Below are 15,626 nucleotides of genomic sequence, written 5' to 3'. Positions count from 1 at the left end.
ACTTCTAACGTTCACCATGATAAGCCTCAAGGATTCCCGAAGACGCGGCGCGCGATTCTGCCATCCGCTAGATTCCGTGCTTCGTCGGCGACGGCCTGCTCTGAGCCGCCAGCGATACGAGCGCATCGACGGTCCGGGCGGTCCAGGCTGCCACCGCGTCGGCCGACTCGCGGTACACCGAAGCCTGCAGTCGGTACGGGTCGATGATGTCGTAGTCCTCTCGGCGCGCGAGCGCGGGGACCACTCCGCGCATCCTCCCGGCTGCCTCGACGACGCCGTGCATGAACGAGGCGAACCCCTCGGCCCCCAACGGCGCGACCTGCGACTCGAGCTCGCGTGCCGCGAGCACCTCGACGATGCGCGCGAATTCGACGAGTGCGAACGCGCGACGATTCGCGCTCGGCAGGAGGCTGGCAGCGGCACCACGGTGCTCGCGCGACATCCCGAGGATGAGATCCGCGCGCTCGACGTAGGCCGCTTGGATGCGTCGAGCGCGATGCACCTCAGGGTGCGCGATGCCCAAGCGGCGCGCCTCGGCGAGCGCTGGGGCATCCATCGGGCTGCCGTCGAAGCCGAGCGTCCCTGCGCTCTCGACGCTGAGCTGCCGGGTCGCATCGGCCCCGAAGGCGGCGCCGAGGCGCTGCGAGAGCAGCATCGCCGCTTGAGGCGATCGACAGATGTTGCCGGTGCACACCGTCAGGACGCGGAAGCGGGAGCGGTCGCGGTGTGCGACCTCGCGCTGACTCGGCAAGGGCATGCGATCGACGGTAGCGGGAAGAGGTGTCCAGCGTGTTACGGGCACGGCGTCGAACCCGTAAGGCACGACCGAGGTCGCGTCAGCCGACGGCGTCGAGCGCCCGGGCGACGCGATCGACCGCTGCGCCGATGGAGAGCGCGCGCGCGTTCTCCTGGACGTGGAGCCCCACTGCGTCGGCGTACGCAGTGTCCTCCGAGAGGCGACGGACGACCGCTTCCCACGCGGCCGGCTCATCCAGTGGGAGCACATGCCGCTCACGGAGGCCGACGTCGGTGAACAGCATGTCCGCGCAGCCGAATTGGTCGGAGAGCACCAGCGGGATCCCGTGCAGCGCGGCTTCCACCGCGCTGCGCCCGAACGCTTCCCTGGTGGACGTTCCGACATACGCGCGGGCGTTGTCCCAGAGCTCATCCTTCGCGATCCATCCGGGGACGCGAGGGTTGCCTGCCGCCGCCGCGCGCAGCTCCTCCTCGAGGGGCCCCGATCCATACATCGCACCGGGCACGCCGGTCGCCTGCACCGTCCGGATGAAGAGCTGAGGATTCTTGTCTGACGAGTACCGAGCCGCCCACACGATGTCGCTACCGAGCTGCCTCCCCTCGGCCGGTCGCTGCTGCGGCATCCGGATCCCAGGCGCCACGATGCGGTCGACATCGCGGCCCAGCCCACGGGCGAGGATCTCGGTCGTGACCCAGCGCTCCTCGGCGCGACGCAGCGCCAGGCGCTCGAGCCACCGCCACACCGTCCGCTTCGCGAGCGAAGCCTCGTTGCGCTCCGGCCATGGCAGGCCACGCACGTATGCGATCCAGCGGCGTCGTTCCAGCGCCAGCACCATGTCGCTCTGTGGGACGAGGCTCACGACCAGATCGGCGTCCGCGTAGGCCGCTGTCGCGCGCAGCGCACCGCGCAGGCGCATGATCCCGCCGACGCCAGCGGGTTCGGCGACGAACTCGGTCACACCGTCCACCTCGGCCGACCTCCCGCCAGCCGTGCTGGAGACGCCGAGCGCCGCTGTCCAGGGAAGTCCGATCGCGCGTCCGGCCGTGACGAGCTCGATCGCAGAGTTGTAGACGCCACTCCGCGCGATGAGGGGAGCAGCGACGAAGCACACGCGCATCACGACGCTCGCGCCACGTCCGAGACCAGGTCGCAGAGCCGCTCTGCGACCTCGACGTCGGTCAGGAGCCCCGGCGTGCGCTGCGCCTCGGCCGACATGCGGGCTCGTCGTTCCGCGTCCACCGCGAGCAGGCGGAGCTGGGCCGACAGGTCATGCTGGTCCCGAGGCCGGAACTTCAGGCCGTTGACGTCGTGCGTGATCCACTCGGCTGGTCCGCCCTCGTCCGCCACGATCGTGGGACGGCCTGAGGACAGATACTGCAGCACGTTCTGCCCGAGGGGCTCTGGGCGGATCGAGCACTGGACGCAGATGTCGAGGTCCTGCAGCGCCTGAGCGACGTCGGCCACATGGCCCAGGAACCTGACGCGCTCCTGCAGACCGAGCTCCGTGGCGAGCCGCCGGAGGTCATCGACATACGCGTCATGGCCGAACGCGGGCGCACCGAGGAAGTCGAGCGTGGCCGACCGGAGCTCCTCGACGGAGGCGAACGCCCTGATCAACAGTTCCTGGCCCTTCCACGGGTCGATCCTGGCGACCATGCCGACCCGCTGCACCGTCGGCCGCACGAGCGGTGCAGCCGCACCGGACGGCTGCAGCCCCGCAGCGCTGGGGAGCACCACGGCGCGCTCCGTGCGGAGATGCCCGTCGGTCGTCGCCAGCGTCGCCTGCGAGTTCGCGACGACCGCTGCGGCTGCCGGGAGCGCGATGCGCCGCATCAGCTGCGTCGCCAGCCCACCGATCGCGGCCGGCTCGACTCGGTCTCGCAGGTGGAGCACGAACGGCTTCCTCAGCACCCGCGCCGCGAGCGCCACGTAGACGCCGGATCGTGTGGTGTTGGCGACGAAGACGTCGGCCGCCCGGAGCTCAGGCGCTCGGGTCAACGCCAAGACCGTGGACATGATCCGGGCCGCGGCGCCGAGGGGCGCGAAGCGATTGGCCCGACGTGACGCCAACGGCGGCTGCGCGACACCGATCTCCACGTGGTGGACGCCGGGCGCGAGCGCGTCGAACACGGTCTCTCGAGAGGCGCGTCTCGGCGTGACCAGCGTGGCGCTCCAAGGCACCTCGGATCGCAGCACCCGCGCCAGCGCCATCTCCGCGCCGCCCCGCTCGCTGCTGTGGTCGAAGAACGCGACCCGCACCGCTCCCTCGCGCGGGTGCGCGTCACTCACGTCCGATCCGCTTCGGATGCGTCGATGCGAGCGATCTCCCGGTGCAGCCGCTCAGCGAACCGGTGCTCGCTGAAGAGCGCTGCATGCTCCTTGATGGCCTCCGGGTCCCACTCCCGCGACTGGAAGCGATTGACGGCGTCGACGATCGCGTCGGGCTCGGGAGCGTCGAAGTACTCCCCCGTCTCCCCCTCCTTGATCGTGTCGAGGAACCCTCCCCAGCGGAGCACGACCGCAGGCTTGCCGAAGCTGGCGGCCTCGATCGGCGTCAAGCCGAAGTCCTCGTAGCTCGCCGACACCACAGCGCGGCAGCGGTCGTACAGCCAGCGCATCTGCGCGTCGGACAGCGCTTCGCGCATCACGATCGTCGGCCCGGCCATCGCGGCGATCCGCCTCTGCTCCGGACCGGAACCGACCACCACCAGCGGCAATCCCAGCTCGTTGAAGGCCGCCACGACGGCGTCGACGTTCTTGTACGTCAGCAGGCGAGAGATGCTCAGGTAGAACGGCTGACCGAGCGGCGCGATGTCCACCGCTTCTTGCACTGCATGGATGTCCACGGAGTGAGGGGCCGGCAGCACTTCCGCGTCGATGCCGTAGGCGTCGCGGATCCGCTGCTGCACCACGGTCGAGTTCGCGAAGTACTTCGTCGCAGAGAGCGCCTGCTTCCGATCCCATCGCTTGAGCCCCGCCCGCAGCAGCGCCAGGGCGACCGCCCGCGGCCCGAACCTCGACTTCCCCAGGTAGGCGTCGGCGTGATACAGCCAGCGCGCCGGGGAGTGGCAGTACACGATCTTCGATCCGCTCGCCTGGAAGCCATGGGCCCACCCGCTCGAGCTCACGATCGTGTGCTGAGCGTCGACCCGGATCCGCTGGGCGGCACCCGGCAGGAACGGCAGCGCGAGGCGATGGCGCTTGCGGAACAGCTTGATCCGGTTGAGCGTTCCGGCGCGAACATCGACGCCCGTGAACTCCGGATAGGTCTCGGACGGCTCGTACAGCGTGGTGTGCACGCTCGCCTCCGGGAAGGCTCGGTGCAGCGCGAGCACGACCTTCTCCGCACCACCTCGTTGCGTGAGATAGTCGTGGGCGATGGCGATCCGAGGTCGAGGCACTCGACGATTCTACCGCGGGGGACGCGCCAGGACCCGGTTCGTCGCGATCCTCTGATCTGGCCGCGCGCAGATGGGTCGCCCTTGAGGCACAGCCGCGCATGCCCCGGACGCGTTCGGGGCTCCCGGTAGGGTGGGTGACCAATCGATCGTCGCAGCGTCGCACATCCTCGAGGACATCCCGAATCTGGAGACATGAGTGCCGACAACGCCCGAGCCCGATGCCACAGCCACCAACCGCGTCGCCGTCCTTCGACACAATCTCTTCGTCGCGTCTGAGACCTTCATCCGAGCGCAGGCCGGCGCGCTGACGAGGTATGCCCCGTTCTTCGTCGCTCGACGACCGCTGCACCACACTCCCGCAGACGTGGAGGCGTACTCCTCGAGCGATGGGGCTTCCGCTATCGCCGACCTCCGGTACGCCGTCACCGCCCGCTCTGGCAATCTCGAGCGCGTCCTGCGCGACCACGGCGCCGACGTCATGCACGCCCACTTCGGTCCCGACGGCCTCTACGCGAGCGCTGCTGCGCACCGCCTCGCGCTTCCGCTCGTCGTGACCCTGCACGGCCGAGACGTCACGGTCCGCCCCTCGGAGCTCCTGCGCTCGCGCAAGCCGGTCGCCATTCGCTACGCCCTGGAGCGCCACAAGCTCGGCGATCGTGCCGCGCGGCTCATCTGCGTCTCGGACGAGATTCGCAACGCTGCCCTTCGCGCGGGACTTCCCGAGGACAAGCTGCTCACGCACTACATCGGTGTGGACACCGTGAAGTATGCGGTTCGACCGGGCGAGCGTGAGCCGCTGATCGTCCACGTCGCGCGATTCGTCGAGAAGAAGGGCACGACGGATCTCATCAGCGCCTTCTCGAAGATCAGCGAGCGTCACCCTCATCATCGCCTGGCGCTCATCGGGGACGGGCCGTTGGCGCCGGCCCTTCGGTCCCAGGTGCGCGAGCTCGGCGTCGAGTCGCGCGTCGACTTCGTCGGACGGATCGAGCCGGAGGAGGTGCGCGCGATGGTCGGGCGCGCCGAGGTCTTCGTCCTGCCGAGCGTGACCGCGAGCAACGGCGATCGTGAGGGTCTGCCGATCGCCCTCATCGAGGCGATGTCGCTCGGCACGACCGTGCTCGCCACGCGGCATTCCGGCATACCGGAAGCGATCAACAGCGACGACGTGGGCACCCTGGTCGATGAGCACGACGTGTCGGCGATCGCTGCCGCGCTCGACGAGATGCTCAGCGATCCGCGCGCGACTCGGGAGCTCGGCCTCGCTGGCGCTCGTCGCGTCCGGACGCACTTCGACCTTGCCAAGCAGACCCGCCTCTTGGAAGGGATCTATGACGATGTCCGATGACATGAGGTCGATCGAGTCGCCGCCGCCCGCCGGACCGGTGCTCATCGGCGTGACGAATGCCGTGCTGTCGAACACCGGAGACGCGGCGATCTTCGAGGCGATCACGGTCTCGCTCCGACGAGCGTTCGGCGACGCCTGCCAGATCGTGGCGTTCGACTCGAACGCCGCCGTGACGTCGCGCCTGTACCCCGAATGGGAGATCCACCAGCAGCTCTCCGTCTCCCCACCTCGTGAGCCCGCGCGCCTCCGCAACGTGCTCCAGCGCGTCAGGCATCGCTTGGTACGACTCCTGACCGACGACCGTCGGGCATCCCGGCTCCTGGAGGCACCGCTCGTCCGACGGTCGAGGTTCGCGCGCGCGTACCGGCGCTTCGAGGAGCTGGACGTCGTGGTGAGCAGCGGAGGCACCTACCTCGTCGACCACTACAACTTCGAGGCCCGAGTCCTCGAGCTCCGGCTCGCTGACGTCCTCGGCAAGCGGGTCATCCTGTGGACCCAGAGCATGGGGCCGTTCGAATCATCTCGGGCGGTGTCGCAGATCGAGCGGATCGGCGCCGTGGCTGACGCGGTCTTCTTCAGGGACGATCGGTCCGCCCGAGCGTGGTCACGGCGGGTGCGAGGCTCTGACGCCGAAGCACGAGAGGTGCCGGATGCCGTCTTCGCGTTGACGGCCCCGGCGCCGACTGCATCGACGGCGGCCGTCGAACCGGCCCGACGCGCCCTGCTCTCCGTGCGTGAGTGGTCCCGCGGCGTCGACGCGGCGTCGTTCGACACTGCCGCCTACGCGGCGTCGATGCGATCCGCCGGCGCGCTGCTCTCGTCCAGTGGATGGGACGTCCGCGCCTTGTCGACCTGCCAAGGCGTCCCATCGTATGCGTACGACGACTCCGCAGAGGCCGCACGGATCTTCGCTGGCGTGGACGTCGACGTCGACCGGGAGTTCCACTCCCCGGGTGACCTGCTCAGCGAGCTGTCCTCCACGAGTCTCGTGGTGACCACCCGGATGCACCTCGCGATCCTGTCGTTGATCTCCCGGGTCCCGGTGATCGCGATCGCCTACGAGTTCAAGACGCTCGAGCTGTTCGCGAATCTCGGGCTCTCCGACTTCGTGGTCAAGATCGAAGACGTCACCCCCGAGTGGATGACCGAGCGGATCCAGATGCTGTTGGAGGAGCCCGGGCGAGCCCAGCTGTCGCACGAGCGCTTGGCGCAGCTTCGAGCGGAAGCCGATTCGCCAGCCGGGCATCTTCGCAGGCTCCTCCAGCAGTGAACCGAGCTGCCGTCTTCGAGTCGCATGACTACGGCGACGAAGGTGATCGTTCCGGCGTCAACGGCGTGAAGTGGAACGCCATCGCCCTCGTCGGTCGCCAGGGGCTCGTGCTCGCGTTCTCACTGCTCCTCGCTCGGCTGCTCGGGCCTGAGGCGTACGGCATCATCGCCCAGGCGGCGATCTACATCGCGTTGACGACGCTGATCCTCGACCAGGGCCTGACGGCTGCGCTCATCTCTCGCGCTCGAGTCACCCGGGATGTGGCCGGCGCGGCAGTCACGGTCAACTTCCTCCTGGCCGCCGCCTTGGCGGGGCTCTCGGTGCTGCTCGCGGGGCCGATCGCCACGTTCTTCAGAACACCAGAGCTGAGCCTCGTGCTGATCGCCCTCGGGATGGGGCTCATCCTCAAGGCGGCCGCCGTCGTCCCCCGGATGCTGCTCATGAGACGGATGCGCTTCAAGGCCATCGCGGTCGCCGACATCGCGGGCAGCGCCATGGGCGGGATCGCTGGCGTGGTGGGCTTCGCGTTCGGCGCGGACTACTGGGCCCTTGTCCTGCAGCTGATCGTCAGCGACCTCGTCTCCGCCGTCATCCTCCAGTGGGCGGCGCGTCCGCCGGCACCGAACCTCAAGCTGAGCGTGCTCCGCAACGACGCCGGCTTCAGCGGCCGAGTGTTCGCCGGCAACCTGATCTCGTTCGCGTCCCGGAACACCGACAACGTGCTGGTCGGACGATTCTTCGGTGCCGACGCGCTCGCCTACTACTCCCTCGCGTACCGAGTGCTCCTGACTCCGATCCAGATGATCGGCCAGGTCGTCACGCGGGTGCTGTTCCCCGCGATCTCCCGGTCGCGCTCAGACCTGCCTCGCGTCGGCGAGCTCATCCTTCGATCGACCGGTCACATCTCGTTGATCGCGTTCCCACTCATGGGTCTGATCGCGGTATCAGCGCCGGATACCGTCCCCACGGTCCTGGGCGATCAGTGGCTGCCCGCCGTCGGCGTGCTCCAGGTCCTCGCGATCACCGGAGCACGCCAGGCCGTGACGGCGGTCAACGCGCCGGTCCTCCTCGGCCTTGGCCTGGCGCGGACTCACTTGCGCTTCAACATCCTGGCTGCTGGGGTGCAGATATCGGGGATGGTCGCTGGGATGCCCTGGGGATACTTCGGCGTCGCCGTCGGCTACACCGTCGCGGGCATCCTCCTCACCCCGGTGATCTTCGGCCTCCAGGTCAAGCACGCAGGACTGCCATGGGTCCGGCAGCTTCGCGTGCTGACCCCTGCGATCGTCGGGTCACTCGTGGCCTGCGCCGCGTACGGCGCACTCTTCCTCACCGAGCTGCAGCCCTGGGCTCGCATGATCGTCGGCACGCTGGCCGGCATGGTCACGTACGCCGCATACCTTCTTCTCGTCCACCGCCCGACGTTCGACAAGGCCCTCGCGGACGCGAGCGCAGTCGTCCGAGGACGTCGCTAGCGAGCCCCGTTCGTCACGACGCTCAGCGAGCGCTCACGGGGAGGGCTTGAGCCGTGCGCCCCTCGCTGCACGCGGGCGAGGCATGTGCGAAGTTGCCGTCGCTGCGTCCAGGTTCGGCTTGACGGCGAGTGGAGACGCGCAGGCGATGAGGAAGAGCACGCTGACCGACTGCCAGGTCAGCGCGTCGAACGACAGGAACATGAGGCCGACGAACACGACGACCATGCGGGAGAGCCCGTTGCCCCGGCGCAGAGCCATCACCATCCCAGCGATGAGGAGCGTGGTCCCGATGACGCCGGACGCCGCGAGCTCGCGGACGAGCTGGTTGTCGAAGACCGTGACGCCTGTCGTGGTCGTGATCGTGCCGTTGACGAGCAGGTCTCGAGCGTTGTCGCCGTTGCCGAAGATCACAGCGAGAGGGTCCTGCTTCGTCAGCACATCAGTGATCGAACCGAGGATCTGCGTACGGTGCTCGTAGCTCGTCGAGTCGGTGAACCCCTGCAGGCCGAAGAGCGCCCCGACGTCTGAGAGGAGCAGGAGCGCGGCGCCCCCCAGGAGGCCGACGCACACGATGAGAGGGCGTGACGCGGACGAGCGGACGAGCAGCCACATCACCACGATCAGGACCACCGCGAGGATCGCGCTGCGCGTGCCGGAGAGCAGGAGCCCGAAGGCGGCGATGGCGAGCACCCAGATGAATCGCCGGCGACCACGCTCGATCACCATCCAGAGGGCCGCGAGGAACGCGACGCCGGCCACCGTCCCATACGGGATCGGGCCCGCGAAGGTGCCGAGCACTCGACCGGCGAGCCAGGGTGCGATGTGGTTCACGCGCCCTTCGAGCCGATCGGATCCGTCGGGCCTCGGCCAGACGGCATCCGCCCCCAGGAACGCCTCTGACACGCCGAAGGCGACCTCCGCGAGCACGAGGCAGGCCAAGAGCACGGGGAAGTAGTCGGTGCTCGCGACACTCGTGCGACGAGCGAGCACCACGACGAGGATCAGCGCCACCGTTGTCACTGCTCGGAGCGCGGCGGCGCTCGGCGTCAGGAAGACGATGGCGATCGCAGAGGAGTACACCAGGTAGGCCACGAGCAGACGGTTGAGCGCGACGTACTGGCCCGCCTCCCCTGGCGCGCGCCGGAGCACCGCGATCACGCCGATGGCGGCGCTACCGGCCGTCAAGACGACGAGGTGCTCGTCAGACGGGCCGAAGCGCGGGATCATCGCGGCGAGGATCACGATGGCACTCAGGGCGATGTGCGGTACGAAGCGCGGGTGATGCACCAGCAGCACGAAGGCAGCGATGACGACGAGCGCCACCGCGGTGAAGAGGATCATGGCTGGCCTCGGTCCTGGTGTCCGGAGATGCTTCCTCATCCTCCCACGCCGAGCGTCGCGCTCTGCGTCTGGCGGCCTCGCGCGTCCAGGGACCGAGCGAGGTGTCAACGGGTCAGCGACGCGCTTTCGTCCCTGTGGAGTCTCACACTGCGAGAGGTCGCAGGATTCGACCGGACAGCTCCTTCGGACCGAACTCGAAGTTCTGGAACTCGGTCGTAGCCGGGTAGTCGGAGAACTTGTACGCCCCGAACCTGACCTTCGGGCCGTTCGCTCGGTTGTAGCCGAGGGGCACCGGCGCGTTGATCAAGGTCTCGCCGTTCAACCAGACACCGAGCTCGCCCCCGCCAGAGCGGGAGTAGTTCGCGCGGATGACCAGGTTCTGCCACCGTCCCCGGGGCGCGTACCAAGGACCCAGCGTGCGCGTCGTGATGCCCGCGGGCGTCCCGCTTCCCGCCAGGACAGGCACACCATCGTCGGTTCGATAGCTCACGGCGAACCGGTCCCCGGGCAGCTGCTCGAGCGCGAGCTCTGGACCCAGTGCAGAGGAGTCAGCCGAAGCGTTCTTCGTGTACCGGGTCTGGAACAGCACGACCTTCCGGCTGTAGACACCATCGTGCACGGTCGTGTTGACGCGGAACGCGAAGGAGAACCAGTAGGGCCGGTCGTAGTCGAGGCAGTTCGGGACATGCAGCTCGGATCGCACGCCAGCCGGAACGGTGGTCTCACCGATGAACGGTGCCTTGTCCACTCGGAACGAGACGTACGACCAACGAGAAGAGTCGAACGAGGCCGCCCATGTCTCCGGTGGCGCATCGAGCGACGGAGTCATGGATCGAGCCGTGGTTCCCGCCGGGATCGAGTGGCCCGCCACCATTCCCGAGGCCCGCGAGAGACGTGCCTGCGATTCCGGCCGCGACTTGCCGGCGATCCCGTCGATGTTCGTGTAGCGCAGCGGCAGCCAGGTGGACGCGCCGGCGAGCTTGGAGATCCACCCGGATTGCCACCGGCTCCTCGCGACGAGGTAGAACTCGGCGACGGTGAGGCAGGCATCGGGCCCGAACACCTCGGAGAAGGAGATCTTCGGCGACTGTGCGTTCACCTCGACGGGGACACCGATCCAGCCGAAGTCGATCGTTCGAGCCACGAGGTAGAACTCGCTCGCCGCCAGCTTCGGATCGACCACGATGTCGCCGCCGACGTACTCCGTTGGCGCGTAGGGCGGCGCAGCGTAGCGCTCGCCGAGCCAGGGGCTCGAGGCGCCCCCGGAGGTGACCATCAGGTCGCGGATCTCGAACGTCGCCTGCTGGTCCGGCGCGCCATCCCCGGCCTCGCCGGTGAAGACCAGCTTCCAGCCGCTCGTGCCGCCGGGGGGCGCCGTGAGTCTCACCACGCACCGCTCGAAGCTCTGATCTCGGGCGGTGTACACGCGTTCCAGCGTCGTGCTCGTGCTATCGGTGGTCCGGAGCAGGCTGATCATCAACGCTGCTTCTCGATGACCCACGACGTCGGTCATCCGCGCCTTGAAGCTCACCAGGATGCTCTCACCCGGTGCCGCGACCTCGAGGCGTGTACGGACACCGCCGGAGTACCGGGACGTCGTATTGCGCCCCCGCCACCGGATGCCGCCGCCGTCAGCGGCGAGCAGCGTCTTCGGGGCGGTGGACCCGTGCCAATCGAGGCCCTGGGGAAGCGTGTTGCTCCCGATGTCAGCGCCCGTGAACGGGAGCACGGACTGGAGCTTGTTCGGGAGGCGCGGCCCGATCTGGCCCGCGCCGACCACGTATTGCGAACGCGTGACTGCCACGCCCCTTCTGATGACCTCGCCGGTTCCGAGGTTGCAGTACATGAAGGCGGCACTCGCAACCTCAGGGTCAGGGCTCGCGATCTGGAGGGGCGTCCACTTCGGGAGGAAGGTGCCGATCGTGCCAGCCGCCGCAGCCAGGAGAAGGCCTCGACGGCTCAGCTGCTGGGTCCAAGGATCGTTCAGATGCATGAGTGCCTCACGTTCTCGCTACTGAAGAGCTCATGCGGCCAACCCGCCCCGCGCCGAATAGAGCGGCCGAAGCGAGTACGGCGCCTGAGTCGCTCCCTCCAAGAGTACCGAAGCGGCAAGCCTGCGGTCTATGACAAAATGCTTTGACAGCGCAATTTGTAGTTCGACGATCGATCTACTCCCGCGTCTCGCCGACCGCACGGCCGCCGGGCGGGCGTCAGCGGCGTCACGATCACCGAGCCTGTGGGTGCTGGCCTCGTCCCCCCGCGGTACGGGCGGCGCCGTCCGCTCTGGTCCGTGGTCCGCGTGCAGCCCGGTCGGGCTGGTCGCGCTCGGTACGCTGACCTCGTACCCGAGCACAGGAGACCCATGCGCGTACTGCTCACCGGCGGCGCCGGCTTCATCGGCTCCCACACCGCGATCGCACTCGCGGAGCACGGCCACTCCCCCGTCGTGCTGGACGACCTGTCCAACGCGAGCCCCGCCGCGATCGAGCGCGCCGGCAGGCTCGCGGGCGTCGAGATCCCGATGGTCGCCGGCGACGCGGGCGACCGCGAGCTCGTCGGCCGCGTGCTCGACGAGCACGACATCGACGCCGTCATCCACTTCGCGGGGCTCAAGGCGGTCGGGGAATCGGTCGCGAAGCCCCTCACCTACTACCGCGTCAACCTCGGCTCGGCGATCGCGACGCTCGAGGCGATGGCGGCCCACGGCGTCGACCGCTTCGTGTTCTCCTCCTCGGCGACCGTCTACGAGCAGCCGGGCGAGCTGCTGCGCGAGGACGCCCCGGTCGGCATCGACCTCCCGAACCCCTACGGACGCACGAAGGCGATGATCGAGGCGATCATCGCGGACGCAGCCGCTGCCGACCCGAGCCTCCGCGCAGCGGTGCTGCGCTACTTCAACCCGGTGGGCGCGCACGAGTCGGGCGACATCGGCGAGGATCCCAAGGGCGTGCCCAACAACCTCATGCCCTTCATCGCCCAGGTCGCGGCCGGCGAGCGCGAGCGGCTCCGCATCTACGGCGACGACTACGACACCGCCGACGGCACCGGCGTGCGCGACTACATCCACGTCTCGGATCTCGCCGAGGGGCACGTCGCCGCCCTGGAGGCGCTCGAGCCGGGCGTGCTCACCGTCAACCTCGGCACGGGGATCGGCGGCAGCGTGCTCGACGTGCTGCGCGCCTTCGAGCGGGCGGTCGGGCATGCGCTGCCGAGCGAGGTGGTCGCCCGCCGCCCGGGCGACGCTCCGGTGTCGACCGCCGACCCGACCCTCGCGCGCGAGCGCCTCGGGTGGCAGGCGACGCGCACCCTCGACGACGCGGCGAGGGATGCCTGGCGCTGGCAGCAGCGCAACCCGCGCGGCTACCGCGGCTGACGCGCTGCATCCCCGGTCCGGACTCCCGGTCGTGCACGCCGGGTACGCTGGCAGGCATCCATGCTCTGATCCGCGGAAGGATGCGCGTCCTCTATGCCGTCTGAAGGCACCCGACCCTGGGCCTACGCAGGCCTCGGCGCCGCCGCGCTCTTCGCGGTCGGCTCCGTGGTCGCCGTGACGATCGTCGGGGACCAGCGGCGAGCCGATGCGGAGGCCGCGAGCGGGTCGTCGAGCCAGCTGCAGGAGCGCTATGCGACCGCGGCGAGCGCGATCGACGCCTGGGAGGCCGCGCAGCTCCAGGCCCAGTGCGAGGCTGACGCCCGCATCGTGGGCAGCGTGCAGCTCGAGCAGCGCATGGAGGCCGCCCTCGGGGGCGCCGCCATCGTCGAGGACGCGTACATCATCATCGAGGCCGTCGACCGCGCCGCGTTCGAGGAGAGCCGCGCGGCCGCGGTCGAGGCCTTCGCCGCCGGCTTCACGACGGATGACGACGCTGCCGTCGCCGCGGAGTACGAGGGCGTCGCAGACCCGCTCGCCGCGTGCCTGGCGGAGGCGCCGCCGACGACCGAGCCTGCGCCCGCGGGCCTGACGGCGGATGACGTGGAGGCGCTCGAGTCGCGAGCAGCCGCGCTCGATGACGCCGCGCCCGACACCGCACGGCTCGACCAGCTCGACCAGACGGTCACCGCCTTCGGAACCGCCGTGCTGCAGGCCGCGGATGCGCGCGTCGCCGTCAACGGGCTGGGCGCCACCGCCGACGCGCTCGGTGCGGCCACCGAGCCCCTCCGCGCGCAGACGGCGCCGGCCCAGACGATCGACGCGCTGGAGGCGCTCACCGCCCACGCGCAGGCGGCGCTCGACCTGCAGGCGGCCATCGCCGCCGAGCAGGCCGCCGTCGAGGCGCCCGTGGAGCAGGCGCCGGCACCCGCTCCCCGCCCGGTGCAGCCCGCTCCGGCACCGGCTCCGGCGCCGGCACCGGCGCCGAGCGAGCCGACACCGACGGACCCCGGCGACGGCGGCGAAGGCGGCAACGGCGGCGACGCCCCGACGCTCCCCGAGGTGCCGTAGGCCGACGCGGCTCGAGGCCCGGCATCGGCGGCCTCGCGCGGCTCGGGCGCGCCTCCGGCCACGGGGTTAGCCTGAGGCATGAGCGTGCGCCAGCTCGCGTGGCGAGCACTGTACGAGCTGCTCGCTGCCCGGGTGCAGCGACCCGAGTGGGCGTTCATGAACTACGGCTACCTCGTGCAGCCTCCGGCGGACCGTCCCGTGCTCGACGCCGCCGACGAGCCCGACCGCCTCTGCATCCAGCTCTACGACCACGTGCTCACCGGCACGGACCTGCGCGGTGCTGACGTGCTCGAGGTGGGGTGCGGACGCGGCGGGGGCGCGTCGTTCATCGCGCGCTACCGAGCCCCGCGGGCCACGATCGGGCTCGATCTCTCACGTCGTGCCGTCGCCCTGTGCCGCCGGCACCGACGCGCTCCCGGGCTCAGCTTCGTCGAGGGCGACGCGCTCGCGCTGCCGTTCCCCGACGACGCGTTCGATGCCGTCGTCAACGTGGAGTCGTCCCACTGCTACAGCTCGATGGACGACTTCCTCGCGGAGGTGCACCGCGTGCTGCGCCCGGGTGGCAGCCTCCTCTTCGCCGACCTCCGCCCGGCGCGGGAGATGGCCGCGCTGCGGCGCCGGCTCGGCGAGGGCCCGCTCGAGCTCGTCGATCTCGACGACATCACGGCGGACGTCCGGGGTGCGCTGGACCTGGATGACGACCGTCGGCGCGCCTTGATGGAGGCGTGGATCCCGCGGAGGTTCCACCGAGCCTTCGCGCCCTTCGCCGGCTTCCGTGGCACCGAGACCTTCGCGAAGCTCGAGCGCCGCGAGATCCAGTACGTCAGCGCCCGGCTCGTGAAGGCGGCGGACGCCGGGGCCGCATGAGCGATGCCGCGGCTCCGCACTCGCGAGCAGCAGCGCCGAGCTGCTCACGCTCGAGGGCAGCGGCTCGCCGCACTCCCTGGACCTGTCCAGGCCCCGGGTGCAGGCTGGGGCCATGGCCGAGACCTACCACCACGAACCCCCGTACACGATCGGCGTCATCTGCGGCAGCATCGCCGCGTCGTCGATCAACCGTCGCCTCGCGCGCGCGCTCATCAAGCTCGCTCCCCCGGCGCTGCAGTGCTCGTTCATCGAGATCGACCAGCTCGACCTCTACGACCGGGACCGCGACGACGCCTACCCGCCGGAGGCCGTCGAGCTCAAGCGCGCGATCACGGAGGCCGACGGCATCCTCATCGTCACGCCCGAGTACAACCGATCCATCCCTGGCGCGCTCAAGAACGCGATCGACTGGGCGTCCCGCCCCTACGGCGAGAACGCGCTGAACCGGAAGCCCGTCGGCATCATCGGCACCTCGCCCGGCGGCATCGGCACGGCGGTCGGCCAGCAGCACCTCAAGACGATCATGTCGTTCTGCAACGCCCCGATGATGAACGAGATCGAGGCGTACGTGCAGTACAAGGACGGCCTCGTCGACGACGATGACGACGTCACCGTCGAGTCGACGAAGGAGTTCCTGAGCACCTACATGGCGGCCTACGACGACTTCGTGCGCCGGGTGCTCACCGTGCTGCCGAAGGCCGACGGCTCGACGGCGGCCGGCTGAGC

13 protein-coding genes are annotated in these 15,626 nt (G+C 69.7%); 7 read left to right on the top strand and 6 right to left on the bottom strand.

Going from position 1 to position 15,626, the window contains the following annotated elements; translation table 11 throughout:
• Nucleotides 1-67: 67 nt before the first annotated feature.
• The 4 genes from ACVWW9_RS08490 to ACVWW9_RS08475 form a co-directional block, all read right to left on the bottom strand.
• Nucleotides 68-823: an arsenate reductase/protein-tyrosine-phosphatase family protein gene (locus tag ACVWW9_RS08490; RefSeq protein ID WP_456515126.1), complete on the bottom strand. Its 756-nt coding sequence runs from the start codon at nucleotides 821-823 to the stop codon at nucleotides 68-70.
• 13 nt (nucleotides 824-836) lie between these two features.
• Nucleotides 837-1,715 (bottom strand): glycosyltransferase, encoded by an 879-nt coding sequence (locus ACVWW9_RS08485; RefSeq protein ID WP_456515125.1) that lies wholly within the window; start codon nucleotides 1,713-1,715, stop codon nucleotides 837-839.
• A 158-nt stretch (nucleotides 1,716-1,873) separates the two neighbouring features.
• The gene (locus ACVWW9_RS08480) at nucleotides 1,874-3,046 is read right to left on the bottom strand and encodes a glycosyltransferase family 4 protein (RefSeq protein WP_456515124.1); all 1,173 of its coding nucleotides are present in this window, start codon (nucleotides 3,044-3,046) and stop codon (nucleotides 1,874-1,876) included.
• The gene (locus tag ACVWW9_RS08475) at nucleotides 3,043-4,158 is read right to left on the bottom strand and encodes a glycosyltransferase (RefSeq protein ID WP_456515123.1); all 1,116 of its coding nucleotides are present in this window, start codon (nucleotides 4,156-4,158) and stop codon (nucleotides 3,043-3,045) included. The genes ACVWW9_RS08480 and ACVWW9_RS08475 overlap by 4 nt, the downstream gene beginning before the upstream one ends.
• 196 nt (nucleotides 4,159-4,354) lie before the next feature.
• Between ACVWW9_RS08475 and ACVWW9_RS08470 the strand changes: the two genes are divergently transcribed.
• Genes ACVWW9_RS08470 through ACVWW9_RS08460 form a run of 3 tightly spaced genes read left to right on the top strand, consistent with a single transcriptional unit; the run spans nucleotide 4,355 to nucleotide 8,251 of the window.
• The gene (locus tag ACVWW9_RS08470; RefSeq protein WP_456515122.1) at nucleotides 4,355-5,506 is read left to right on the top strand and encodes a glycosyltransferase; all 1,152 of its coding nucleotides are present in this window, start codon (nucleotides 4,355-4,357) and stop codon (nucleotides 5,504-5,506) included.
• Nucleotides 5,490-6,776 carry a polysaccharide pyruvyl transferase family protein gene (locus ACVWW9_RS08465; RefSeq protein WP_456515121.1) on the top strand — a complete coding sequence of 429 codons (1,287 nt, stop codon included), beginning with the start codon at nucleotides 5,490-5,492 and terminating at the stop codon, nucleotides 6,774-6,776. The genes ACVWW9_RS08470 and ACVWW9_RS08465 overlap by 17 nt, the downstream gene beginning before the upstream one ends.
• Nucleotides 6,773-8,251, top strand: coding sequence for a lipopolysaccharide biosynthesis protein (locus tag ACVWW9_RS08460; protein ID WP_456515120.1), 1,479 nt, complete (start codon nucleotides 6,773-6,775; stop codon nucleotides 8,249-8,251). The genes ACVWW9_RS08465 and ACVWW9_RS08460 overlap by 4 nt, the downstream gene beginning before the upstream one ends.
• 33 nt (nucleotides 8,252-8,284) lie before the next feature.
• Here ACVWW9_RS08460 and ACVWW9_RS08455 read toward each other — a convergent pair whose 3' ends face one another.
• Both ACVWW9_RS08455 and ACVWW9_RS08450 read right to left on the bottom strand, forming a co-directional pair.
• Nucleotides 8,285-9,592, bottom strand: coding sequence for an O-antigen ligase family protein (locus ACVWW9_RS08455; RefSeq protein ID WP_456515119.1), 1,308 nt, complete (start codon nucleotides 9,590-9,592; stop codon nucleotides 8,285-8,287).
• A gap of 142 nt (nucleotides 9,593-9,734) precedes the next feature.
• Entirely contained in the window at nucleotides 9,735-11,585 is a 1,851-nt protein-coding gene (locus ACVWW9_RS08450) for a heparin lyase I family protein (protein WP_456515118.1), read from the bottom strand.
• A 369-nt stretch (nucleotides 11,586-11,954) separates the two neighbouring features.
• Between ACVWW9_RS08450 and galE the strand changes: the two genes are divergently transcribed.
• The 4 genes from galE (at nucleotide 11,955) to ACVWW9_RS08430 (ending at nucleotide 15,624) form a co-directional block, all read left to right on the top strand.
• Entirely contained in the window at nucleotides 11,955-12,965 is a 1,011-nt protein-coding gene (gene galE, locus ACVWW9_RS08445) for a UDP-glucose 4-epimerase GalE (protein ID WP_456515117.1), read from the top strand.
• A 93-nt stretch (nucleotides 12,966-13,058) separates the two neighbouring features.
• Nucleotides 13,059-14,033 carry a hypothetical protein gene (locus ACVWW9_RS08440; RefSeq protein ID WP_456515116.1) on the top strand — a complete coding sequence of 325 codons (975 nt, stop codon included), beginning with the start codon at nucleotides 13,059-13,061 and terminating at the stop codon, nucleotides 14,031-14,033.
• Nucleotides 14,034-14,111: 78 nt separating this feature from the next.
• Nucleotides 14,112-14,900, top strand: a complete 789-nt coding sequence (locus ACVWW9_RS08435; RefSeq protein ID WP_354255968.1) for a class I SAM-dependent methyltransferase — start codon at nucleotides 14,112-14,114, stop codon at nucleotides 14,898-14,900.
• 112 nt (nucleotides 14,901-15,012) lie between these two features.
• Entirely contained in the window at nucleotides 15,013-15,624 is a 612-nt protein-coding gene (locus ACVWW9_RS08430; protein ID WP_123697244.1) for an NADPH-dependent FMN reductase, read from the top strand.
• The last annotated feature ends 2 nt before the right edge of the window (nucleotides 15,625-15,626 follow it).

The organism is Agrococcus sp. UYP33 (genome assembly GCF_054060915.1).
The sequence above is the reverse complement of the archived record's forward strand: the minus strand, read 5'-3'. Positions and strand labels throughout refer to the sequence as shown.